At 69.0% G+C, this 23460-nt stretch carries 16 protein-coding genes and 1 pseudogene; 7 read left to right on the top strand and 10 right to left on the bottom strand.

The window, feature by feature from the left end; translation table 11 throughout:
• Positions 1–128 precede the first annotated feature (128 nt).
• Complete coding sequence (locus ACFXPK_RS01200) at positions 129–2072, top strand: RiPP maturation radical SAM C-methyltransferase (protein ID WP_385070259.1); 1944 nt, start codon at positions 129–131, stop codon at positions 2070–2072.
• A gap of 114 nt (positions 2073–2186) precedes the next feature.
• On the top strand, positions 2187–2873 hold the full coding sequence (locus ACFXPK_RS01205) for a DUF5825 family protein (RefSeq protein ID WP_384995424.1): 687 nt from the start codon (positions 2187–2189) through the stop codon (positions 2871–2873).
• 183 nt (positions 2874–3056) lie between these two features.
• Here ACFXPK_RS01205 and ACFXPK_RS01210 read toward each other — a convergent pair whose 3' ends face one another.
• Complete coding sequence (locus tag ACFXPK_RS01210) at positions 3057–3365, bottom strand: ATP-binding protein (RefSeq protein ID WP_385070263.1); 309 nt, start codon at positions 3363–3365, stop codon at positions 3057–3059.
• Positions 3366–3555: 190 nt separating this feature from the next.
• On the opposite strand from ACFXPK_RS01210, the gene ACFXPK_RS01215 reads away from it, so the two are divergent.
• Both ACFXPK_RS01215 and ACFXPK_RS01220 read left to right on the top strand, forming a co-directional pair.
• Positions 3556–4413, top strand: a complete 858-nt coding sequence (locus ACFXPK_RS01215; protein WP_384995429.1) for a helix-turn-helix domain-containing protein — start codon at positions 3556–3558, stop codon at positions 4411–4413.
• A complete protein-coding gene (locus ACFXPK_RS01220) occupies positions 4410–5213 on the top strand; it encodes an SAM-dependent methyltransferase (RefSeq protein ID WP_385070266.1) in 804 nt (267 codons plus the stop codon). Before ACFXPK_RS01215 ends, ACFXPK_RS01220 begins: the two co-directional genes overlap by 4 nt.
• Positions 5214–5251: 38 nt before the next feature.
• Here ACFXPK_RS01220 and ACFXPK_RS01225 read toward each other — a convergent pair whose 3' ends face one another.
• Positions 5252–6823, bottom strand: coding sequence for a hypothetical protein (locus ACFXPK_RS01225; RefSeq protein ID WP_384995435.1), 1572 nt, complete (start codon positions 6821–6823; stop codon positions 5252–5254).
• 156 nt (positions 6824–6979) lie between these two features.
• Positions 6980–8104 (bottom strand): FAD-dependent oxidoreductase, encoded by a 1125-nt coding sequence (locus ACFXPK_RS01230; protein ID WP_385070269.1) that lies wholly within the window; start codon positions 8102–8104, stop codon positions 6980–6982.
• Positions 8105–8132: 28 nt separating this feature from the next.
• On the opposite strand from ACFXPK_RS01230, the gene ACFXPK_RS01235 reads away from it, so the two are divergent.
• Positions 8133–8858, top strand: coding sequence for a TetR/AcrR family transcriptional regulator (locus tag ACFXPK_RS01235; protein ID WP_385070272.1), 726 nt, complete (start codon positions 8133–8135; stop codon positions 8856–8858).
• A 14-nt stretch (positions 8859–8872) separates the two neighbouring features.
• Here the strand turns inward: ACFXPK_RS01235 and ACFXPK_RS01240 are convergent, their stop codons facing one another.
• From ACFXPK_RS01240 to ACFXPK_RS01250, 3 genes are all read right to left on the bottom strand, one after another.
• Complete coding sequence (locus ACFXPK_RS01240) at positions 8873–11104, bottom strand: serine/threonine-protein kinase (RefSeq protein WP_384995443.1); 2232 nt, start codon at positions 11102–11104, stop codon at positions 8873–8875.
• A gap of 231 nt (positions 11105–11335) precedes the next feature.
• Entirely contained in the window at positions 11336–12853 is a 1518-nt protein-coding gene (locus ACFXPK_RS01245; protein ID WP_385070276.1) for a sensor histidine kinase, read from the bottom strand.
• Positions 12840–13520, bottom strand: a complete 681-nt coding sequence (locus ACFXPK_RS01250; protein ID WP_384995448.1) for a response regulator transcription factor — start codon at positions 13518–13520, stop codon at positions 12840–12842. Before ACFXPK_RS01250 ends, ACFXPK_RS01245 begins: the two co-directional genes overlap by 14 nt.
• A gap of 128 nt (positions 13521–13648) precedes the next feature.
• On the opposite strand from ACFXPK_RS01250, the gene ACFXPK_RS01255 reads away from it, so the two are divergent.
• A complete protein-coding gene (locus ACFXPK_RS01255; protein WP_385070281.1) occupies positions 13649–15187 on the top strand; it encodes a glycosyltransferase family 39 protein in 1539 nt (512 codons plus the stop codon).
• Positions 15188–15502: 315 nt separating this feature from the next.
• Here the strand turns inward: ACFXPK_RS01255 and ACFXPK_RS01260 are convergent.
• The 4 genes and pseudogenes from ACFXPK_RS01260 to ACFXPK_RS01275 all read right to left on the bottom strand — a co-directional run bounded on the left by ACFXPK_RS01260 (position 15503) and on the right by ACFXPK_RS01275 (position 22804).
• A pseudogene (locus ACFXPK_RS01260) lies at positions 15503–16250 on the bottom strand (transposase family protein).
• A gap of 117 nt (positions 16251–16367) precedes the next feature.
• The gene (locus ACFXPK_RS01265; RefSeq protein WP_385070284.1) at positions 16368–17180 is read right to left on the bottom strand and encodes a hypothetical protein; all 813 of its coding nucleotides are present in this window, start codon (positions 17178–17180) and stop codon (positions 16368–16370) included.
• A gap of 1 nt (position 17181) precedes the next feature.
• Positions 17182–21585, bottom strand: a complete 4404-nt coding sequence (locus tag ACFXPK_RS01270; RefSeq protein WP_385070287.1) for an AAA domain-containing protein — start codon at positions 21583–21585, stop codon at positions 17182–17184.
• 388 nt (positions 21586–21973) lie between these two features.
• Positions 21974–22804 (bottom strand): PIN domain-containing protein, encoded by an 831-nt coding sequence (locus tag ACFXPK_RS01275; protein ID WP_385070290.1) that lies wholly within the window; start codon positions 22802–22804, stop codon positions 21974–21976.
• A gap of 343 nt (positions 22805–23147) precedes the next feature.
• Here ACFXPK_RS01275 and ACFXPK_RS01280 point away from each other — a divergent pair, with 343 nt between their 5' ends.
• Positions 23148–23459, top strand: coding sequence for a CU044_2847 family protein (locus ACFXPK_RS01280; protein WP_385070294.1), 312 nt, complete (start codon positions 23148–23150; stop codon positions 23457–23459).
• Position 23460 lies beyond the last annotated feature (1 nt).

The following is a 23460-nucleotide window of genomic DNA, read 5'->3' on the forward strand; positions in this document are numbered from 1 at the left end:
GGGCCGGGGCGCGCCCCGGCCCGGCCGGTTGCCCGAAAAACCCCGTCGGCGGCCGCCCTTTCCGCCGTCTTCCTCTCTCCGACGTCTTCCCCGCCCGCCGTCTTCCGGCCGTCCCCCGAGGAGCTGCCATGCGCGTACTGCTGGTCAACATGCCCTGGTCGCCCATCGACCTCCCGTCGCTGGCCCTGGGAATCCTCAAGCGGAGTGTGGACGAGCACGTGCCGGACGGCAGTGCCCACGTCCTGCACGCCAACCTCGAATTCACCGACTGGATCACCCGGCGCATGGAGTTCACCGCCGAGGACTACGAGTACTACGCGCTGGCCTCCTACTTCATGGGGTGCGGCGACTGGGTCTTCTCGTCCGCGCTCTACGACGACCCCGGCTGGCGGGACGACGAGTTCGCCGCCGCCATGAAGGGGAAGCTCGGCGCGTCCCGGATGCGGATGACCCGCGAACTGCACCGGCTGGTACCGGAGTTCGTGGCGGAGATCGCGCAGCGGATCGTCGACGAGGCACCTGACGTCGTGGGGTTCACCTCCACCTTCCAGCAGAACACCGCCGCGCTCGCGGCCGCCCGCCAGGTCAAGAAGCTCGCGCCGCACATCGTGACCGTCATCGGCGGCGCCAACTGCGACGGCGAGCAGGGTGCGACGGTCCACCGCAACTTCCCGTTCGTGGACCATGTGATCCGGGGCGAGGGCGAGGCCGCGTTTCCGCAGCTCCTCGCCGCGCTCGCCGAAGGATCCGCGGACCTCTCCGGCGTCGCCGGGCTGTGCCACCGCGGTCCGGACGGGGTGAGCACCGCCAACGCGATGGCCACCAGCCCCCTGCCGCCCGCCACCATCCTGCCGCCCGACTACAGCGGCTACTTCGAACGCCTCGGCGCCTCCGTGGCACGCAACTGGGTGGAGCCCAAGCTCGTCGTCGAGGGCGCCAGAGGCTGCTGGTGGGGCGAGAAGCACCACTGCACGTTCTGCGGGCTCAACGGTTCCTTCATGCAGTTCCGCAGCAAGAGCCCGGAGACCTTCTACAACGAGATCATGGATCTCGCCCGCCGCCACCGTGTGCTGGACATGTACGTGGTCGACAACATCCTCGACATGGGCTACCTCTCCACCGTGCTGCCCCGGATCATCGACAGCGGCTACGACCTGCGGCTGCACATCGAGATCAAGGCCAACATGCGCCGCGCCCACCTCCGTACGCTCTCCGACGCGGGCCTGATCTACGTGCAGCCGGGCATCGAGAGCCTGAACAGCCGCGTACTGGACCTGATGGACAAGGGCGTCAGCGGCTGCCAGAACGTACGCATGCTCCGCGACGGCGCCGAGACCGGACTGTCGGTGTCCTGGAACTATCTGCACGGCTTCCCGGGGGAGAGCGCCGAGGACTACGACCCGGTCATCGCGCAGATACCGGCGCTGGAACACCTCAACCCGCCGGTCGACCTCTCGGCCCGTATCGCCATCGAACGGTTCAGCCCCTACTTCAACCGGCCCGAGCTGGGCTTCTCCGGCCTGCGCCCGGAGGCGCACTACCGCTTCACCTACGACCTGCCGGAGGAGGAGCTGTACGGCCTCGCCTACGTCTTCGAGGCACCGGAACGCGGCATCGGCAAACCCACCGTCACCGCGCTGAACGCCGCGCTCGCCGCCTGGCGCAAGCACCACGCCGACGCGCGTCTCACCCAGGCCGATCTGGGCGACCGTATCGTCCTGGTCAGCAGGCGCCGAACCTTCGAGTGGCGGGCGATGGAGCTGACCGACCCGTACGAGATCACCGCGTTCCGGCTGCTGGACCAGCCGCACACGGCGGCGGCCCTCACCCGCAAGGCCGCGGGCCGGGTACCCGGCGGGGCGCTCCAGGAGAGCGAGGTGCAGGAGCTGCTCGACCGGTGGGTGGGGCTCGGGCTGGTCTTCACCGACAACGGGCAGTACGTCCATGTCGCGCCCTCGGCGGTGAACGAGGACCTGCTGCGGCTGGACTTCATGCGACACCGGCACGCGGCCCGGACGGAGCCGACGCCGGCGGTGCCCGCACCAGCCGAACCGCACATGACAGGAGTCTGACCCGCCCCTCCCCCGTCCTTCCTCCGTCCCCGCCCCTCCCCTCTTCTCCTCTCCCGTCTTCTCCTCTCCCCTCTCCCCCGCCCCACCGTTCAGGCGTACTTGGAGGCCAGTCCGATGAGTCCCAGCTCCACCCTCACCCCGTCCGCCGCCGTCTGGCGTGACTACGACCCCGTCGCCTGCGCGCTGCCGGGGATGTTCCTCGGCGACCTCGCGCTGACCGGTCCCGTCGCCGAGGAGTGCGACCGGCTGTGGGAACTGGGCGCGCGCCGCGTCCGGCTCTCCGGCGCCGTGGATCTCGCGGACACGGGCACCCCGGACGCGGCGGCCCGTGCCGTACGCACCCTCAGCCTGGTCAGGGACCTGACGGCCCGCGCGGTGCTCGTCGAGTGGGAGCTGCGGCCGGATCCGGCCGGCGGCCCGACGGCCGCCGAGGACATCAGCCGCCTGCTGAGCCACCTCCAGCCGCCGCAGCGGATCGAGGGGGTGGACCCGGCGACGGCGGACAGCGCGCTGCGCACCTGGCGCAACGGCCACTACCTCGGCAAATGCCTCTGGCGACAGGGACCGGGCTTCGTCCAGATCCGCGACCGCCGCTGGGGGGATCTCCGCCGGTTCACCGTCGACGAACCGCACTACCAGGAGGCGATCGGACGCCTGGCGTACGGGGCTGCCGCGTCGGCGGTGCCGTCGGACGCGCTCGCCGACTTCCGCGAGGAGCGACTCGTGCTCGGCGTCGGCGCGGTGGAGTGGTGGCTGCCCTACCGCGTCAGCCGGTGGATACAGGAGGCGATGACGATCTGAGCCGGGCGGACCGCGGTGGCGGGCCTGGGACCGGGGATCAGCGGCCGGGGCGGGAGAGCCGAGTCGTCGGACATGATCGTTCCCTTCGTTTCCCACACATGGCCGGTCAGGAGGCCCTGGGCGGTGAGAGGGCCCTGGGGCGGTCAGGAGACCCCAGGGCGGGTCCGGGCGCGGTGGGAGCGGTCAGGCCACCGGGGAGCAGGAGAGGCCGGGCGGCGTCAAGGAGGTGGTCGTCGCGTCGGCGTTCACCGGGATGTCCCGGCTGACCTGCGACCCGTGAACGCCCACACGGATGGTGACGGCACCTGAACTGTGGGTGGCCCGCTGGACGCCCAGGTCGTACTGCGTCACCGCGCCGCCGCACAGCGGGGCCGCCATCTCCGTGACGGCCAGTCGCGCCGCGTCGATCTGCGCGGGCGGGCAGCCCCACAGCCGCATCTCGGACTCGACGATGCGCCGTGCGTGGGCCAGGTGGGCGGGATCCGCCGGCATGCAGCAGTACATAGAGCCTCCAGGGCTCTCGACGATGCGAAGGGCCGGGTCGGTGTCGTTGTCGGCCGTACGGCCCCGTCCCACTATCACTCTGCGAGCCGCACTCTGCAACCCTGCAAAGTGGTGTTTATCCTGACATGGCGAGCCATCGGAGACGTTCCGCCGCCCCATGGAAGGGAAGAGAGCACCTGTGTCCCAGCCCCGATCCGGTCCCACGGCAGCCCTGCGGATCTTCGCCGCGGACCTGCACGCCCGTCGTGAGGCCACCGGTCTCACCAGGGAGGCCGCGGCCGAGGCACTGGGTGTGCACCCGGACACGGTGCGCCGCCTCGAACAGGCGGTGACAGCCCCGCGCAAAGTCACCGTCCAGCAGCTGCTGCGCCTCTACGGCACGCCGGACGCGGACACCGGGACGGTTCTCGCCTCGCTGCAGGAGGCGCTGCGTCCGGGCTGGTGGCATCCGTACCGCGACATCCTTCCGGACCACCTCGCCGGGGTGATCGACCTCGAATCGGCCGCTTCGCTGATCCGCTGCTACGCCCCCGGTGTCGTCCCCGAACTGCTCCAGACACCGGACTACGCGCGAGCCCTGCTCACGCTGCACCACCCCCGCGCGAGCGACGCGGAGATCGAGCGGCGCGTCCAGCTCCTCGCCGAACGCCGGCGGCACAGCACCGGCCGGAGTGAGCCGGCCCGGTTGTGGGCACTGATCGAGGAAGCCGTACTGGCACGGCGGATCGGGAGTCCTGAGGTGATGCGCGGGCAGATCGAGCACCTGGAGCGCTGCGCCCTGCACCCCGGCCCGGTCACGGTCCAGGTGGTGCGCACCGCGTCGGGCCCGCATCCGCTGCTGCTGTCCGGGCCGTTCGACGTGATCCGCTTCGACCACGCCATGATGGCCGACCGGCTGGTCGTACGGGGCCTGCACTCGGATGTCGGCACGGTCACCGCCGACCGGGCCGCGGTACGCGCGTACCTGGCGGCCCTCGACACCACCGCCTCCCTGGCCGCGTCCCCCACCAGCCCTCTGCCGAAGGAACTCCCATGAGCAGCGACGACGTCACCCGGGACCTGGATCTTCAGCCGGAGAAGCCGCATTCCGCACGGTTCTGGAACTATCTGCTGGGCGGCAAGGACAACTTCGCGGCCGACCAGGAGCTGGGCGAGCGAATGAAGCGCGACTGGCCCGAGGCCGTCGACATCGCCCGCGCGAGCCGGGCGTTCCTCGGGCGGACGGTCCGTCACCTCGCCGCCGAGCGGGGAATCCGCCAGTTCCTCGACATCGGGAGCGGTCTGCCGACCGCCGACAACACCCACGAGGTGGCCCAGCGCGCCGCCCCCGACGCGCGGATCGTCTACGTCGACCACGACCCCATCGTGCTCGTGCACGCCCGGGCGCTGCTCACCAGCTCCCGGGAAGGCGCGACCGACTTCATCGACGGAGACCTGAACGACCCGCGGACCATCCTGACGCGGGCGGCACGCACACTCGACCTCGACCGGCCGGTCGCGCTGATGCTGCTGTCCGTCATCGGCCATGTTCCCGACGCGTCCGACGCCGCGCGCCTGGTACGGACGTACATGGACCTTCTGGCGCCGGGCAGTTGCCTCGTGCTGTGCACCACGATCTCCACGCCGAGAGCCGACGCCGCGAACGAGACGTACGCCGCCTCGGGCACCGACCCCTACATCACCAGCACGGCCGAGCAGATGGCCGCGTTCGCCGACGGCCTCACCATCCCGCCGCCCGGCCTCGCGCCGATCAACCGCTGGTTCCCGGAGGGCGCGACGGGCCCGGACATCGAGCAGTGGGGATACGTCGCGTACAAAGCGGCGGCGCGGCAGTAGGCGGGAGGGGACGCGGCGGTGTCTCCGGGGCAGGCAGGTCAGGCAGAGGAGAGCTGTTCGGCTATCTCCTTGACCCAAGCGGCGCTCTTCGCCGGGTCGTTGAGGGAGCCCGCCCACTCCTCCGGGCTCAGCCGGTGGTTCGCGGGGCCCGCTTTGAGCGCCACGAGAAGCGCTCTGGCCGAGCTGCGCATCTCGTCCGTCGTGCTGCCGCTCCCGCCGATGTCCGCGCCCGCGGCCAGTCCGTAGAGTTTGCGCGCCATGGCCTGGCGTTCCCCGTTCTCCACCTTCTTCCAGAACTTCAGGGCCTCCTTCAGCGCGTCCTCGCGGGAGGCGGGCTCCTTCGGGGTGTCGTCCGCCGCCCAGCGTTCGGGGTGGCGGGCCCCGTCGTAACGCTTCTTGCCGGCGCGGCCCGCCTTGTACGCGGTGACGCCGAGGATGAGGCCGGCCGCACCCGCGGCGAGGCCCCAGCCGACCGGGTTGCTCGCCAGTCCCGCCCCTCCCGCTGTGGCGGCGACCGCCGTCACGATGCCGCCCGCGGCCTTGGTGGACTCGCCCACGGCGGTGAGCGCCTGCTTGCCCATCTTGTTGCGCTGCTTGCCGAGCGCGTACGTGTGCACCGTGTCCATCGTGTTCATGTCCTCGGCGCGCCGGACGTCCGTGGCCGCGTCGCGGGCGGCGCCCATCGCCTCCCAGGCCGCGTCGATGGCGTCGGAAACACGCTCCAGCCGGTCATCGCCCTCGTTGTCCCAGTGCGCGTCCAGCGCGACATACGCCTCGGCCGCGGCCCATTCGGCGTCCTGCCGCGCGTGGTTCAGCCGGTCCAGCGCCTCCTCGCCGACGCGATCGGACTTCCCGAGCCCCTTCAGGGCACGGTACTTGCGGGCCGTCAGTCCGAAACGGCCGGCCGCGCGGGCGCCCTTGACGGCGCCGACGACGCCGGAGCCGATGCCGCTCGCCTCGGACGCCGTCGCGGCGTTCGCCACCTTCTGGGCCTTCGTCAGCTCCTTGGCGATACCGAGGGCGTAGTTTCCCGCACTGGCCGCGCCGACGACCGCGTCGGCCGATTTGGAGTTGGCCTTCTTGTCCGCCCCGTGGAAGGCGGCCCCGTCCTTGTGCTTCTTGGCGTCCTTCTTGGCCTTGGCCGCCTCCATGCCACTGAGCACGGCACCGGCGGTCTCCGAGACGATGTTCCCCGACGCGGCGGCGGTCCCCGAGGAAGCGGCGGAGTGCTTGAGTCCCTCGTTGGCGGTGGCGGCGGCCTGCTGGGAGAACCCCGCGTTGGCGGGGACGTGGACACCCTTGACGAAGGTGTCGATGAATTCGAGATGCTTCTTGAGCTTGTCGAGGACCGAGGAGATCCGGTCGCGATAACTCTTCGCCCCGGCGGACGCGTTGCCCTTCTCCGGCGCCTTCTCCTTCGCCGTACCCCTGGCGCGCTGCACCGCCGCGGTCGCGACCCGGTTGCCGACGCCCGACTGCATGTCGAGGAAGGCGCGCTCCGCCGAGCTCTCGGACGGACTCCCCGCCCGGCTCCACTCCTGGCCCTGCCGGGCCGGCGTCGGGGCGGCCACGGGCCGCCGGGTTGAGGTGCGGTAGACCGGGGTGCTCATGGACGTACCTCTCCTGCGCCGGACCGAAGCGAGTGGAGAGTAGCCAGGCGCGGCCAACAGAAGGGGTGCGGTGGGGAAACTCCGCGCGGACGGCGCGGAACGCGTTGTGGCGCCGGCAGTCACCTGGTGTCGGCCACACCGGGCACGGCGGGTTCCTCAGTCCGCGGGTGCCGGTTCGGCGGGCCGGGGCGTGAAGAAGCGGACGATGTCCGCCGCCGCGGTGGGGGACAGCATCATCGCCTGGACCCGTGCGGACATGTCGGCGATCGGGCTCGTCCTGGCGAACATCTCCTCCTCGTACGTCCGGATCGCCGAGTGCGGGTCGGCGGGGGCAACGGCGAGCCGGCCGGCGAGTTCGGCGGCGTCGAGCATGGCCTGGTTGGCGCCCTCGCCGACCGGCGGCATGAGGTGCGCGGCGTCGCCGACGAGGGTGACACCCGGCCGGCCGGTCCAGCGCGTACCGGTGGGCATCGCTTCGATCGGGCGCGGCACGGGCGCGCCGTCGCCGGCCTCGACGAGCGCGGTGAGGCGTGGGTCCCAGCCGTCGAACCCGTCCAGCAGAGCGCGCTTGCTGCGGTACGAGTCGACGGGACGGTCGTCCGCGCGCAGCGAGATCCCGACCCGCAGGCTGCCGTCGCCGAGGCGTTGCGCCGCCAGGATGCGGTTGACACCGACGCACCACAGGTTCCCGGGGCCGACCAGCTCGGCGAGGTCGGGACGGCGCCGGTCGACGTCTTCGACGGTCAGCTCCACGAGGGTGGCCACGGAGTGCAGGGGGACGTCGGTCAGCAGCGGCCGGACGACCGAGCGTGCCCCGTCCGCGCCGACGAGGATGTCGCAGCCGGTCCGGTGGCCGCCGTGGAACGTCAGCTCCCAGCCGCCGCCGGGTCGCGGGGCCGCCGCGACGAGCCGGCGCCCCCAGACGACCGTGTCGGCGGGGAGGGAGTCGAGCAGGAGATCACGCAGTGCGCTCCGGTCGATCTCGGGGCGCCCGGAGAACGAGCCGGGTCGCGGCTCGTGGTGGACCAGGGTCCGTCCCATCGGGTCGAGGATGCGGTGTTCCTCGCCCTCGGGCCGTGCCGCCGACCGGAACCGGCCGGCGAGACCCGCGTCGGCCAGGGCCCGCTGACCGGACTCCGGGTGCAGGTCGAGCGATCCGCCCTGCGGTCGCGCCGACCGGTCCGCCTCGCGTTCGTACACCGTCGCGTCGATGCCGTGCCGGTGCAGGATCCGTGCCAGCGTCAGCCCGCCCAGGCCGCCACCGACGATCGCCGTACGCATACCGACTCCTCTACCGTACACTGTATTCATGGATACACCGTACGGTAGCGAAGCCTTGTCCGTCTGGGAACGGCCCGAGCCCCGGCCGCGGGCGGCGCCGGTGGCGTTGAGCCGCGAGAAGATCGCCGCCACGGCGGTCCGGCTCGCGGACGCGCACGGCCTCGACGAACTGTCGGTCCGCAAGCTCGCCAAGGAACTCGGGGTCGGTCCGATGCGGCTCTACGACTATGTGCTCAACCGGTCCGAACTGCTCGATCTGATGGTCGACGTCGTCCATGCCCGGATCGCCGGGGCCGGCCGGCACTCCACGTGGCGCGCCACGGTACAGGCCATCGCGCACGCGACCCGCGAGGCCGCCCTGGAGCACGAGTGGTTCTCCGACCTGCTCGGCGGAAGGCCGCACCTGGGTCCGCACGCGCTCGCCGTGGGCGAAGCGACCGCGGCGGCGCTGAGTCGGGCGCCCGGTGTGCGCGGCGTCGACGATCTTCAGCGGGCTGTGGGCGCCCTCAACGCCTTCCTCGTCGGAGCGGTCCGCAGAGAGGTCACCGAGCGACGCACCACCCGTTCCACCGGCACCGACGAAGCCGCCTTCCAGGCCGGGCTGGGCCCCTACCTCACCCGCATGCTGAACACCGGCCGGTACCCCACCGTCGCCCGGCTCGTCGTCGACGGCGCCCATCTCGACGCCGAGGAGACCTTCGACCACAACCTGGCCACCGTCCTGGACGGCATCGCCGGCCGCCCCGGCGCGTGACCGGCCCGCCGGGGTCAGCCCGACGTCGGCGGATTTTGCGCGTCGAAGGCGAAGAGGGTGTTCTTGGCCGCGGCCACGATCACCGCACGCCCGGCGACGGTCACGCGCGGGCTCGCGCCCTGTTCGCCCGTCAGACCGTCGGCCTGGGGGTCCGTGGTCCACAGGAACTTCCCCTGCGACGGCGACAGCGCGACCACCCGGCCGGTGGCCGAGCTGAAGAACAGTGCGCCGGTTCCCGCGACGGGACCCGACGCGCCCTCCACGCCCGTCTGCCGGGACCACTTCTCCCGGCCCGTCGTGGGGTCGATGGCCGTGACGAGACCGGTCTGCCTGCTCACGTACAGGGCGCCGCCCACCATGCCGGGCGTCCCCGTGTACGTCTTGGGCAGTCGGGTGTACGCGACCTTCCGCGAGGCCGGGTGGACCCGCGCCACCCCGTCGTAGCCGGCCAGCGCCGTCCCCTCCATACGCGCCTGGAAGAGGACGAGCGCGCCGTCGGCTACGCCCATCGGCACGGCGGGGCCGTCGACCTCGATGCGCCCGCCCAGCGCTCCCGAGGCGCGGTCGAGCGTGTACAGGGTGGGGTGGCGCACCTCCGACGCGTCCACCTCGGTGTTCGTCGCGCACATCGCGAGGAGCCGTGAGCCCACCGGGACGGGCGCGCACTGGCTGCCCGCGGGGAACGGCTTCCTCCAGGTCACCGTACCGCTGTGCGCGTCCCGGGCCTCGAAGCGGGAGTTGGAGGCGTCGACCGTCACCACGGTGGAGCCGGCCACCACGGCGTCCTGGGTGCGGCCCGTGACGGCCTGCGACTGGGCGCCGGACGGTACGGACCACAGCTCCCGGCCGCTCTTCGCGTCGACCGCCACCACCTCGCTGCGAGGGTCCTGCGGGGCGTCCTCGGCGGCGAAGCGGTAGCCGAGCACCGTGTCGTCGGTGGCGCCCACCAGGTGCACGCCCTGGACCGGGACGCCCGGACTCTTCACCGTCCACACCGGCGTGCCGTCCGAGACCCTGATACGGGTGGCGACCACGCTGCCGCCTCCGCAGTACAGCGCGTCGCCGCGCGCGACGCAACGCAGCTCGTCGGGGATGTCCGCGCGACCGCCCTGCACCGTCCTGTGCCACGGGTCGAACCCGTCCTGGAGCGTGGCACCCGGCGTCGCGGCGGCGCGGTCCTCGTGGCCGCCGCTCCTCGCCCCGAAGCCGCCCGTGTTCAGCACGGCGGCTCCCCCGCCGATCGCGGCCACGGCGACCGCCGCCGCGAGCACGGGCCGCCACCGGCGCCGCAGACGGCGGCCGAGGGGAGCGTCGGCGCTCCGGGTATCGGGACCGGCCGGGGCGATCGACGCCGGGGTGGCCGACGCCGCGAGGTGATGCTGGGTGTCCATGTCACGGGTACGGCCCACGCCCTCCCCGGTCCCGTCGGTCCCGCCGAGGTCGGTCGGCAGGTCCCGCAGCAGGACGAGCAGTTCGTCCGCCGAGGGACGCCCGTCGGCCTCCTTGTCCAGGCACGACTCGACGACCGTGCGCAACGCCTGCGGCACGGCGCCCAGGGAAGGCTCCTCGTGCACCACCTGGTACGCCGTGAGATAGGGGCTGTCGGCGTCGAAGGGCCCGTGGCCGGTCGACGCGTACACGAGCAGCGTCCCCAGCGAGAAGACGTCGGACCGCGGCCCCACCCCGCGCGGCGCCTGCAACTGCTCCGGCGACATGAAGGGCGGCGTACCGATGACCCGCCCGGTCATCGTCAGCGTCTGCTGGTCCACGGCGCGCGAGATACCGAAGTCGATGACGCGCGGCCCCTCGGGCGAGAGCACGACGTTCGAAGGCTTCAGATCACGGTGGACGACCCCCACCCGGTGGATGTCGCGCAGCGCCTCCGCCAGCCCGATGGCCAGCATCTTCAGCTCCGCCCCGTCGAGCGGGCCCTCCGTCGCGATGCGCTGGGCGAGCGTCTTCCCCTCGATGTAGGTCGTCGCCATCCACGGCTGCTCGGCCTCGGGCGCGGCGTCCACCACGGCGGCGGTGAACGCGCCGCTCACCCGCCGCGCCGCGGCCACCTCCTGCCGGAACCGGATACGGAACTCGTCGTCCCCCGCGAACTGCTGGTGGATGAGCTTGATCGCCACGGGCCGCCCCGAGCTCGTACGGGCCAGGAAGACCGTGCCCATCCCCCCCGAACCGAGCCGCGCCTCCAGCGGGTAACCGCCGATCTCGGTGGGATCACCTCCGCGCAGCGACACTCTCCCCGCCCTCTCCTCCCCCGTGCACCTCTGTCACCACGGGCCCGCCTGTCTGTCCTGCACCCAAACTAGCCGCAGGACGGTACGGCACGGCAAAGAGGGTGACGAACGTGGCTCCGGGACGGCCCCCGGAAGGCCTGGACAAGGGACCTGCCGGCCACGTTCGCGCCGGGCGCCACGGAGGCGACGCACCGACGGATCAGGCCCGGACACCCGCGAAAATCCGATCCGTCACGATGTGCGGCCATCAGCCCCCGCGGCCCGGGGAAGACGTAGCCGGAAGCACGCTCCGAGGGTCCGGGGCGTGAGGGTGAGCGTGCCGTGGTGGCGGTGGGCCAGATCGCGGGCGATGGCGAGTCCCAGGCCGGTGCCGCCGTGGTCGCGGGAGCGGGCGTCGTCGAGCCGCACGAAGCGTTCGAAGATGCGCTCGGCGTCCTCGTTGGGTACGCCGGGTCCGTCGTCGTGCACCGTGAGGACGACCCAGGCGTCCTGGTTCCGGACGGTGATCTGTATGCGGTGTCCGGCGTGGCGGGCGGAGTTGTCGAGAAGGTTGCGCAGCAGCCGTTCGTACGCGTCGGGGTTTCCGTGTACGTAGGCGGGGCCGGTGCTGTCGCAGGCGAGGGTCAACGGTCGCTCGGGGAGGGGGTAGTGCTCGGCCATCCGGGAGGCGAGGGCTGTCAGGTCGACCGTGTCGGGGTCGGTCACGGGGGTGCGGGTGTCGAGGCGGGCGAGGAGGAGCAGGTCCTCGGCGAGGGCCTGGAGGCGGCGGGTCTGCCGTGCGGCGGTGGTCGCCGCGGCCGGCCAGTCGGTGCGTTCCGGGTAGGCGAGCGCGACTTCAAGGCTGGCGAGCAGTGTGGTGAGGGGGCTGCGCAGTTCGTGGGCGGCGTCCGCGACGAAGCGACGCTGCTGGGCGGCGGCGTTGTCGAGGCGCTGGAGGGTGGCGTTGATGGTGGTGGCCAGGGCGGTCAGCTCGTGTCCCGTGGCGGGGACGGTGACGCGTTCGCGGGGGTCGTTCGCGGTGACCGAGGCGGTGAGGACGCGGATGGCTTCGACCGGCCGCAGCGCGATACGGACGGCGAAGTAGGCGACGGCGGCGATCAGTACGAGGCCGACGAGGCCGGCCCGCAGCAGCAGGCGGTCGATGGTCTCGGTGACGGCCACGGCCGTGTGCGGGAGCACCACCACATGGACGCGCAGTGTGGCGTCGGAGGCGATGCCCAGAGCGGCGATCTGGTCGCTGCTCAGTTCATCGGCCCTGATGTCGTCGAACAGGACCAGGTAGGTTCCGCCGTCCTTGCCGAACAGGTCCCAGGACTCGGCGTCGTGACGCCCCGGCAGGCGCAGGGGACGGGTCGCATAACCCCAGCCCTCCCCGTCGTTCTCTCCGTCACCCGGCGGGGCGGGCAGCTCGGCCTTCGGCGGGGCGGGCAGCACATGGCGGGTGCCGGGATCGAATTCCTCCATGCCGCCGCCGAAGGCGACGGCGCCGCTCCGGCCGGTCGCCACGACTTCGTACGGCACGGAGCTGGTGCGAACGGGAACCATGCCTTCCCTCAACTGGTCGACGAGAGCGAAGAGCTGTGGCCGGGCCCGGTCCGCGGCGATCTGCTCGCTCTGGCGGTAGACGTCGCGGTGCAGCCACCAGCCGATCCCGACCAGGATGACGGCGGCGGCCGAGGCGGCGGCCAGGGCCGTACGGGCCCGTACCGAACGCGGCCACCAGCGGCGTCGCGGCTCAGTCGCGTTCACGGTCGTCCACCAGCCGGTAGCCGGTGCCCCGTACGGTCTGCAGGGACTGCCTGCGGAACGCGGCGTCCACCTTCTTGCGGAGGGCGCTGACGCGCGCCTCCACCAGGTTGGGGTCCCGGGCCTCGTCGGGCCACGCGTGGTAGAGCAGATCCGTTTTGGAGACCGCCTGCCCCGCCCGGCGGGCCAGCAGCTCCAGCACGGCGAACTCCCGGGGTGTGAGTTCCACCCGGGCCCCGGCCCGGCGGCAGACCCGCCCGGCGACGTCCAACGAGAGGTCGCCCACGGCGAGGACGGGCGGGGCGACCGTGGCGGCCCGTCTGACCAGGGCCCGCAGCCGTGCGACGAGCACCAGGTAGGAGAAGGGTTTGGCCAGGTAGTCGTCGGCCCCCGTGTCCAGGGCCTCCGCCTGGTCCCACTCCCCGTCCTTGGCGGTGAGCACCAGGATGGGGGTCGCGTTGCCCTCCCTGCGCAACTGGGCGCAGACCTTGTAGCCGTTGAGTCCGGGCAGCATCAAGTCCAGGACGACCAGGGCGTATTCACCGGTCCGGGCCATCCACAGTCCCTGTCGGCCGTCATGGGCGAGGTCGACGCTGTACCCCTCGGCGGTCAGGCCGGTGTGCAGGGTGTGGGCAAGGTCCACCTCGTCTTCGACCACCAGGATGCGCATGGGGTGCAGCCTCGCACACCGCCGGGCCGCCTTCCTGATCGTTCGGTCAGGTTGGGTCAGCACCCGGTCAACGAGGTCCGGGCACGCTGGCGGAGTGTCATCGCCACTGCTGAAAGGCGCTCCCTCCGATGTCCGTTGATGAACGTGGCCCCGCCGTGGCCAGGACGGTTCCCTCGCTCGTGGCCGTCCGCCGACCGGCACCGGGCACGCCCCGGGCCGTTGTCGTCATCGCGCCCCTGTTGCTGACCGTCGCTCTGGGGCTCTGGGGGATCCGCAGGAAGAACAGCATGTGGGGGGACGAGGCCGTCACCTATCAGCTCGCGCACCGCGATCTCTCGCAGATATGGCTCACCGCGCAGCACGTCGATCTGGTCCATGCCCTGCACTACGCCGTGATGCACGGACTCTTCGGTCTCTTCGGCGGAGGGCTGCTGACGTTGCGGCTGCCGTCCGTGCTGGCCATGGCCGTGGCGGCGGGCGGAGTCGGGCTTCTGGGGCTGCGCCTGGCGGGCCCCCGTGCCGGGCTGCTGGCCGGGCTGGTGTTCTCGCTCCTTCCGCAGGTCCAGCGGTACGCGCAGGAGGGCCGCTCGTACGCCATGGTCTGCGCCCTGGTCACCTGGGCCACCTACGCGCTCGTGGTCGCCGTCCCGCATCGCAGCCGGTGGCGGTGGGCGGTCTACGGCTCCACCATGCTGCTGGCCTGTCTGCTCCACGAGTTCGCGGTCCTCGCCCTGGTCGCACACGGCGTCACACTGGTCGCCTCCCGTGTTCCACGACCGGTGCTGCGGGCGTGGAGTGTGACGGCCACGGCGGTCGTGGCCGGGCTGTTGCCGCTGGCCGTCCGGAGTGCGGGACAGTCGGGACAGGTCTCCTGGATCGACCTGCCGGGGCCGATGCGGCTGCTCGGTTTCCTGGCCGTGGCGGTCGTGGGCGTGGCGTGCGCCCGGACGCCCCTGAGGACGAGGGGACCCGTGCGGCTCCCCGCGCTGGCTCTGCCGATCCTTGTGCTCCCGGGCCTTCTGCTGCTGATCGCCTCGCTGGCCAGACCCCTTTTCGTCGACCGGTACGTGCTCTACAGCAGCATCGGCCTGGCGTTGCTGCTGGGCGCCTGGATGGATCACCTCCACCGGCTGCGGCGGTCATCCCGCATGTCGTGGATCGCGGCAGTTGCCGTACTGGCCGCGCTCGTCCCGTCGAGCCTTTCGCTGAGGACGCCCGGGAGCCGCAGCACCGACGTCATCGCCATCGGCGCCACCGTACGCGGGGAGAGCCGTCCCGGCGACGGGCTGCTCTATCTCTCCGGACGCCACCGGGTCTGGACCGCGGCCTACCCCGAGGACACCCGGCTCCTGACGGATCTGGCCCTGGCACAGGACCCCGCTTCCTCGAACACGCTGGCAGGCATCGAGCTTCCCGCCGAGGACATAGCGGCACGCATGCTGGAGTTCGACCGGATCATCGCGGTCCGCGACCCGGCGGGTGGACACTCGCCGACCAACCCCCAGGAGGAAGCGAAGACCAGCACCCTGCGACGGCACTTCCGCGAGGACGGCACAACTCATGCCGCCGGCGCACGAGTCACCGTCTACGTCCGCGACCACGGCCCGTCTCCACAGGCCGGTCCTGAAGCCTCCGGACCGGGTGGGAGCGGTGGGGCGACGACGTGACCCCGGACGGCGCCGACCCGGCCGGCGGCGCGGCCCCCGGGAACGATCCTCGTCACCCGAGGAAGCTCAGCCGCACCTGCCGGTCCGGGTTGTCCCCGTTCGTGTCCACCAACCTCCGTTAAGGCAACCGTCACGCTACCTGGTCACGTCCCCACGGATCGATCGGCGGACCCGCTCCCAGAAGTGGCCGGGCTCCCTCCGGACACGAAGGTGACCACTACGAACCGAACCTGGACACTGCCTGGCTGCGCCTTGGTGGCAGGCTGCGCGGCAGAGCCGAGGCGCAGCCAGGCTTTGGGGAGTTAGTGAGCATTTTCAGCGTTGCCTCTCCAGGGTGAGGAGGGCCTTGGCAACTGACGTCATGCGGTTCGGGCTGATCCGGGACCTTCGGAAGATCTGCCAGGACTCCAGCAGTGCCATGCCTCGTTCGACGGGTGCGCGGGACGCGGCCAGTGCCCGATTCACCGTCTGCTGTGTTGGCGACAATTGCCCGCCGGGCGGCCGTCTGCGTCCGGTGGTGACCCACGGGCCGGCACCCTGGTAGGCACGGTCGGCCAGGATGGGAACGCCCTGGCGTTCGCAGATCCTGATGATCCGGTGAGAGCGGGCCGCGGTGAGGTCGTGGCACCGGCCCGGCAGAGCCGACGAGATCCACAGCACCTGGCCGGCGGGGTTGGTCACCACCTGCACGTTCACTCCGTGGCGACGGTGCTTGTGCGAGTAATCGGCCCGACCGCCGCCCACCCGGTCGCACTCGGCGAGCGTCCCGTCCAGCAGAACGAACTGCGGGTCGCTTTCGCGCAGGACCTTCAGCAGGCCCGGTGACCGCTCGGTCAGGAAGTTGATCACGGCGGTGGTGTAGGTATGGGCGGTGCCGACAGATATGCCGAAGCCGGCGGCGACCTGAGCCAGGGTGTCGTGCTTGCGCAGGTACACCAGGCCGATAAGCGCACGCTGGTGCGGCGGAAGCTGCACCGGCGGTCGCCCTCGCGGGTGACGATGAGTATGGTACCCACTCGACCAGCGCATGCGGCAGGTCGAATGCGGCAGAATAAGGGACCAACGAGGCACCTGCGCTGTTGAGCTGAGACGTCGAACACCTCCCTCAACGGCACAGGCGCCTCGTGCGTTGCGACCGTGCCGCTGTCACCCGATCGGTCGCCAGGCTGAAAATGCTCAGTCAGACGCGACTGGCCGCCAGGTCATTGAGGACGGCATTCACGGTGGACCAACACAGGTCGGCTGTGTCGAAGTCCGCGCTGTGCTTCGCTCGCTTCTCGGCAAGCGGGTGAACCAGATTGCGGTAGGTTCGCAATAGTTCCGACGCCATTTTCGCGTCTTGGTCGATCCATCCATTCACATGGGCATGCTGAACAAGGTCCTGCATGCCAGCCGCGCGCAGCGGCTTGGAAAGTGGCGTGGCGGCAGGCCTGACTTCGGCTGCGTGTACAAGCACGCCTTCGAGGAGGCTGCCAAGCATGATGACCGCAGAGGTGTAAGCGCCGTTTTCCTGACATGTGTGCGCCTCATCCAAACGCAACTGGACGGCGCGGGCCAAGTCGGGATCAGCGACGATGTCGGTGATCGTGACCTTGAGTTCGACTCGCTGTGGCCGGGGTGGGTTGTCAGGATCGTACGCAATTAGGTTGGGTCGCCCGTTGCGGTAGTCGACGCGTAGGCCTTCGAGGGCCAGGACTTCCTGGAGCCGTTCGATGACAGGTGTGTATTCACTGGCTTGTTGCTGGTACTCACGCCGGTCGGCCAGACGCAGTACGACACGCTCGATGTCTCCGGCGTCGTCTTCCTTACGCTCACGCAGGAGGTCCAGAAGCCAAGTGTGTCGTGGGCTGCCCTCGTGATCGGGAACATCTTCCCAGCCAGCCCGGCGGAGGAAGGGCGCCAGCTCCCAGCCACCGCGACGTTTCATGCCAGCCTCATCTCCGCTGATCATGGCAGCCAGCTCTTCGAGAGTACTTTCGTCGAAGTTTTCCATGTCAGACTGCCTCGCTGTCGTCGTCCAGTTCACCGTCATAGGGGTCTGCCTCTTCCTCTGCGGTCTCGGCTTCAGCCAGACCGACCGGCGCCCACACCGCCCGAGGTTCTGCGCCATCTGCGACTCTGTCTGATGCGGTATCCGGGTGGATACCGAGGTCGGTCAAGCGTTTCCACAGAGGAGCGAGGGCAGCCTCCGGCGATAGAGCAAAGGCGCTGCTGCGCACGCGCCAAAAAGTCCAACCTGCGCGGCGTAGTTCTCGTTCGCGCTCCGCATCGTCGTGGATCTGTTGCCTCGTGGAGTGGTGGGGACTTCCGTCACACTCGACGGCGAGGCGTCCGTGGCCCCCGGTGACGACGAGGTCAATGCGCTTGCCGTTGACTTCCCATTGCGGCACTACGTCGTAGCCACGTTCCTTGATGCGCAGGTAAACGCGTTGCTCGAAGAGCGAGTCGAAGGGGGCGCATAGCTGGTCTGGGGTGACGTTGGCCGGCTGGCGGGCGTGGGTGTAGGGCGGGGGTGGGTTTTGCATGTAGGTGAGCAGGGAGCGGCGCAAGTCTTTGCTGCTCAGTTGGTCGACGGTCATCGAGTGGAAGAGCCACATCTGGTCACGAGCTCGGCTGGCTGCGACATTGAAGCGCCGTTCATGGCTGCGCCCAGTTGCCGCGATGACGTTGGTGCCGTCAACGACCATGGAGAGCAGGATGACGTCGCGTTGGTCGCCTTGGAATTCCTCAGGAGTACCGACCAGGATGTTGTGGCGCTCGCGGGCCGGCATGTCGATGCGCAGGTCAACGAGGTCTTGTACGAGTCGGCTCTGGGCGCCTTGGCGCAGGATGATGACACCTAGGCTGCGGTCGGCGTAGGCCGGGTCTTGGGTGAGGCGGCAGAGCTGGTCAACGACTGCTTCTGCTTCGGGGCGGTTGATCAGCTTATCTCTGCGTCCTTCACAGTGGCCTTCTGGTACGTGGACGACTTTCAGCGGGGAGAGCCTGTCCGAGCCGTGCTGACGCAGCGGGATGAGCTCGTTGTCGGGGTAGAACTGCATGGAGGACCACTTGATGATTTCGGGCATACAGCGAAAGTGTTCGGTGAGACGGACCACTTCGGTGAAGCGTGAGGAAAGCAGCTCGTACAGGTTGGATTTGGGGTCGAAGCCTTCGCGCTGCCAGGGTTCAAGTGCATCCATGCGTTCGTCGAAAATTTGGGTAATCCGGTCATGTTTGCTGCCGGTGTAGTAGGGCGCGCACTGGCGGTCGTCCCCGACGACGATGATCCGCGGGGCGAGCCACAGCAGCAGGAGGCCGTTCAGACCGACCTGGCTGGCTTCGTCGACGATCACAACATCGAAGGAGTCTGGTTCCGGGCTGATCGTCTCGGCCACCTGCCTGAGTGGCATGATCCATGCGGGGACCGCGCCCTGAGCTGTCTGCATGGCTGAGCGCGCGTGTCGTTGGTGGCGTTTTCCGTAGTCCGTTGTCCCCTGGCCGGCATTGGCTATGGCGCTGGCGTAAGCGGCCAGGGCTTGTTTGTGTTTCGTGGTCATGCGGCTCACGCAATGCAGGGCCGCTCGGTCGCACACCAGGCCCTCTACAAGGTCGTGGAGTCTGCCTTCGATCTGCGCCAGCTCCCCTTCGAGCTGTTCTTCACGACCGGGGAGGAGAACGGTGTCGAGGAAGTCCTGTGCTTGCCGCCAAGCCCACGCGTGGGGGAAAGCAGCGAATCGGTCGCGCCAGTGCCCTGCGAGAGGGTCGGAGGCGAACACCTGCGCCAACTCAGCGTGAGCTTCGCTCAGGCGCTGGAACAGTTTTCCTGTCTCTCGACGGTCCGCTTCACGCTGGTACGCCAGCGTCAATGCTTGCACTGCGTTGGCATAGGCCTGGGCGTCGCGGGCAGCTACGGCATCAGCTGCCTGGCGAAGCTCCTGAACGCCTTGAGCTTGTGGCTGAGGAAGCCTAGTGAGAAGCTCGTTGAGCTGGCGGTCCGCTGCTTTGACCCGTAACAGGTTCCGGGCCTGTGCAGCAGCTCGTCGGACGTTCTGCCACTGATCGATTGTGGTGACAGGTACTGGGATACCGTTGGTGAGCAGCCTCGTGTGGACTTGGCGGATTGCCGCGACGCAGCAGTCGATGGCCTGCAGCAAGGAAGCTCTGTCCAGGAGTTCGGAGAACAGCAACTCTGGCGTGTTCTTCTCGACGTCCCATCCGACCCCTGCCCAGCGGCTGCGCAAAGTACGGGTATGGGAGCGCATCTCCAGATGGCGCGCCACTGCGGTAACTTGCTCTCGGTTGGCGGGTGCCATGCCTTCGACTCGGCATCGTTCGAGTAGGACCCGGGCTTGTTTGAGGACAGCTGGCCGGGGCCATCGTTTGTTCAGTTGACCGTTTCCCAGGAGGTACTTCTCAACGTCTCGGCTGCTTACCAGTAGTTCTCGTTCTTCGCCTTCGGGTAGCTGGGGCACTTCCACATTCAGGAAGGAGGCGTTCGCGATCTCTTGTTGGGTCTCTTGGGCTCGCTTTGAGGCCTTGCGGATGCTGTCCCACATCTGCTGCGAGCGTCGTGCGATGCCGTCCTCAAGCGCGCGAGTGGGCCAGCTCTTCTCTTGCCAAGTTGCAGGGTCTGCGGACATCCCCATGCCTTGAAGGGCCTGCTGGGCTTGCTCCAGAAAGCCTTCCGTCACCGCAAGCTCCACATCACCGTGTTCGGCCAGGGCCTGGGCGAGTGGCGTTGCGGGCTCCAATCCGAGGGCTGTGTCAGCTGCCTCTATGTCCCTGATGCGGCCTGAGACCTCTTCGGGGTCGGGCAAGGTGCCTGGATCGGGGCAGTACTGAATGTGAGCATCGAGGATCTCTGGGCCGTGCTGGGTCACCAGCAGCCATAGCCGCTGAGCCTCGTCAGTATCCAACGGTGGCAGTTGCCCTGGTTGTGCAGGCAGCGGTGGCAGCCACTGGTAATCAGCATTGCCCCATGCGGCCCTCTGCACAATCTCGTCGAGGCGACCGCGGTATCCCGGTGCGATCTCGGGGTGCTCATACCACTCCACTTCCCGTACCGCTCTCAGACGTTCTCGCAGCTTGGCCCGTTCAGCCAAAAGTTGGTGCCGCTGAGCCTGGTGGGTCTCGATGTGCTGCTTAAGCCGCTCAGTGTTCGTGGTCGCACTCAGGTGGGCCAGAGCTCCGAGCGACTGGCGTAGATCGGAGCTGCCGCCCTGCCACTGATCGCGCTGGAGCACGCACATGCTGCGCAATTTGGGCGGTAGTTGGTCGATCAGTACCTTAAGAGCTTGTCCCTTTTCGCTGGTGACCAAGACTCTCTTGCCATCCGCGAGAAGCGCCGCGATGAGATTGCTGATCGTGTGGGTCTTTCCGGTGCCTGGCGGGCCTTGGACCACCACGCTGGTGTCGTGCTGCAGTCTATCCAGCACGTCCAGCTGGGCCGCGTTGGTGAGCATGGGGAATAGCGGTTCCGGGCCCAGTGCCGGAGGGACGGGGCCCTTACTACTCCCCCAGGTGGTGCGTTGCTCGGGTTCGAGGTCGTACAGCAGCTGCGCCAGCCCCAAAGGCGCCTGCGCTCCGGGACGCTTCAAGACTCGCGCGATACTTTCGAAGAAACCGAGTACCGAGCGCTGGCCATGTTCGCGCAGGATGATCGCCGGCGCATGATGCAGTGACCGTGCCTCGGGGTCGGCGGTGAGGTCAGGGTGCCCGCTGCCGGAGTCGAACGGAAGTGTTCGCTCGACACCGAAGGCACGCTGGGCCCATGAGCGCACGGCCTCAGACGCCCGGTCTGACAAGGGGTGGAAGGCGGCTTCCTCCACCTCAGAACGTACAACCCCCAGTAGTTCCGAGGTGTAGCCATCGGACTCGCTGAGAAACTCGGTATCTTCCAGGCGACCTGACTGACCCGGCACCAGAGACACCGTGACGTTGACTGAATTCGGATCGACCGTAAGGGTGACAGGAACCGTCACAATGTGCCTGCGTACCCGAGCCGAACCTCGCTCGGCTCCTACTTGTAGGAGGCCTACGGCCAGGACGGTTTCGAAGGAATCACCGTCCTGTTGGATCTTCTTGGCAATCCGATACAGCTGCTGGTGCAGACGGCGGTGCGACGCAGCCGCTAGCTCTTCCCGCGCCCATCGCTTCCATCGGCCGACCCAGCCCTCGTAGGCCTTACGCACGTCTGAGCTGCCGACATCCAATGCCTTCGGATCATCGGCCTCGTCAGTGAAGGGGTCTGTCCGTTCACTGAACATTGCCGTGTCGTCGAGCAGCGCGGGAGGCTCTGCGGCAGCGGTCGCTGCGGCCTCGACTGACACGCGTCCCTGCAGAACTGCCGGCAGCCGGGGCGCGTCCAGGGGTGGACGGTGCTTCACCACCATGATGCGGGAGTCGGCGTCCTTCACGGGCCGGACGAGTCCCTCTGGAACATCTGCAAGCCACACCGTTTCGGGGTACTTGCTGCAGTTCCTGACAGGCCGGTAAGCGCCTCGCACCAGCTCCTGCAGGCAGTCGACCAACACGCGCGTGTCACGGACAGCCTTGGGATCGCTGCCGTCGCGTACTGCCGGGCGTGCCATCACATCCCCCAAACGCCCGCCACCGTGGCAAGCCTTCCAGGGTGCATGGGCGCTAAGGGTTGGGCAATGCGGCAGACCTTAACCAAGACGCTTTTCAGACAGGCATTGGATCATTGCCCGCCCCGATCGGCCACCCCTGAAATAACAGGGCAGGCGGCTACATCAGGAGCACCGCCGAGCACGAACGCGAGAGAATTCACCCCGGCCCCCACGGTCACCTCTTCTCCGGCTCCGGGCCCGTACCCGCATCCGTCCGCAGTTTCAGCACCGGCAAGTTCGCCCACTTCGCCCGCATCGACATTCCCGTGTCATACGTGACCAAGTGAACCGACCCGGCCACGATCGTGTGCACGGCGAGGGCCCGGTCCACAATCTCGTCGTCCTCGTCCGCCAGCCGCACATGCCCCGGGTTGTCAAAGAGCACCTCGACCTTCACCCGTCCCAGGCGCTCATTGCTATCCAGGAGCTGGTCCAGCACCGCGAGGCTGTACCCGGCCCGCCACCGGACCTGCTTGTCTCTTGACTCCTTCAGCCGGTCCAGCTCGTCGACAACCACCATCGGCACCGTCACCCGAACCGCCTCAGCCCGAGCGCCTGCAAGCACAGAGAAGTCAGTGTCCTCGAGCTTCGTCTCATGCTTGATGAACACACTGGTGTCGAGCACAAGCACGGAAGTCATAGCCGGCCAACGCTGCATCTGCCCCTGGAAAGCAACCACCGCCGCATCCAGAGCAACTACGCGCTCCCTAACCTCGTTGGCAAGGAGCCCGTTCACCAACCGCTCCTGGTCACTGCCTGCCAGACGCCCCACACCATCCAACAGGGACTGATACATCCGAGTCCTGATCAGACGATCGATGTCGCTCGCACTGATCTGGTCGACCAACAGACGCAGGGAATCGGTGGCCCACTCCAGGTAAGCCAGGAGACGGCCGTAGGCCGAGCTGTGGTGCTGCGAGTCCAGGTTTCCCGCAGCTACAAAGACGGATCGCAGAGCGCTGAGCATGTTGTCCCGGTGGGTTCCGGGTATCGGAGTGACGATCATCAGCGGATGATGTCAGGCCAACACGACCGCTGCAGAACTTTCCTGACATTCCCGCCCTGCATCCGGGAGCGCAGAACCACTTTCCGGCTATAGGCATGCTCCGCAGTTGTCTAGGTTGCTGACCCTCGACTCCACCAAACTCCGTTAAGGCAACCCCAGGGTATCCGGATCCCACGTGGACCTGATCAATACCGTGGCTACCCTCGACCACGATGAACTCGGCGGGCGCAGCACGGGGAATGAGCAAGAGCGACCCATCGGGCAGCCCGCGCGGTCAGCCAACTACCCATGTGAGCGACGGCTTGGCTCTAAGCTGTGTTCGCAATCTATCGAGGGGGCCGCAATGGCAGATCAGGTGGTGTCGTACGCGCTGGACGACGAGACGGTCGTCCGGTTCGAGATCGAGCCGACAGACGAGTTCCACCAGGTCAGCGCCGCAGAGATCGTGGGCCAGGTCCGCGAAGCGGTACGGCCGGCTGTGGAAGCCGCCCGGACAGTACTCGACCAGGCTGTGGCGCTCCGCCCTGCGGAGGTCCAGGTGAAATTCGGTATCAAGGTCAGTGGGACGGCCAACTGGCTCGTGGCCAAGGCTTCGACGGACGCGAACTTCGAGGTGTCCATGGTTTGGCGACCCGCGGCGGCGGACGAGGCCTGAG

The sequence above is a fragment of the Streptomyces sp. NPDC059142 genome (genome assembly GCF_042755665.1).
GTDB lineage: Bacteria > Actinomycetota > Actinomycetes > Streptomycetales > Streptomycetaceae > Streptomyces.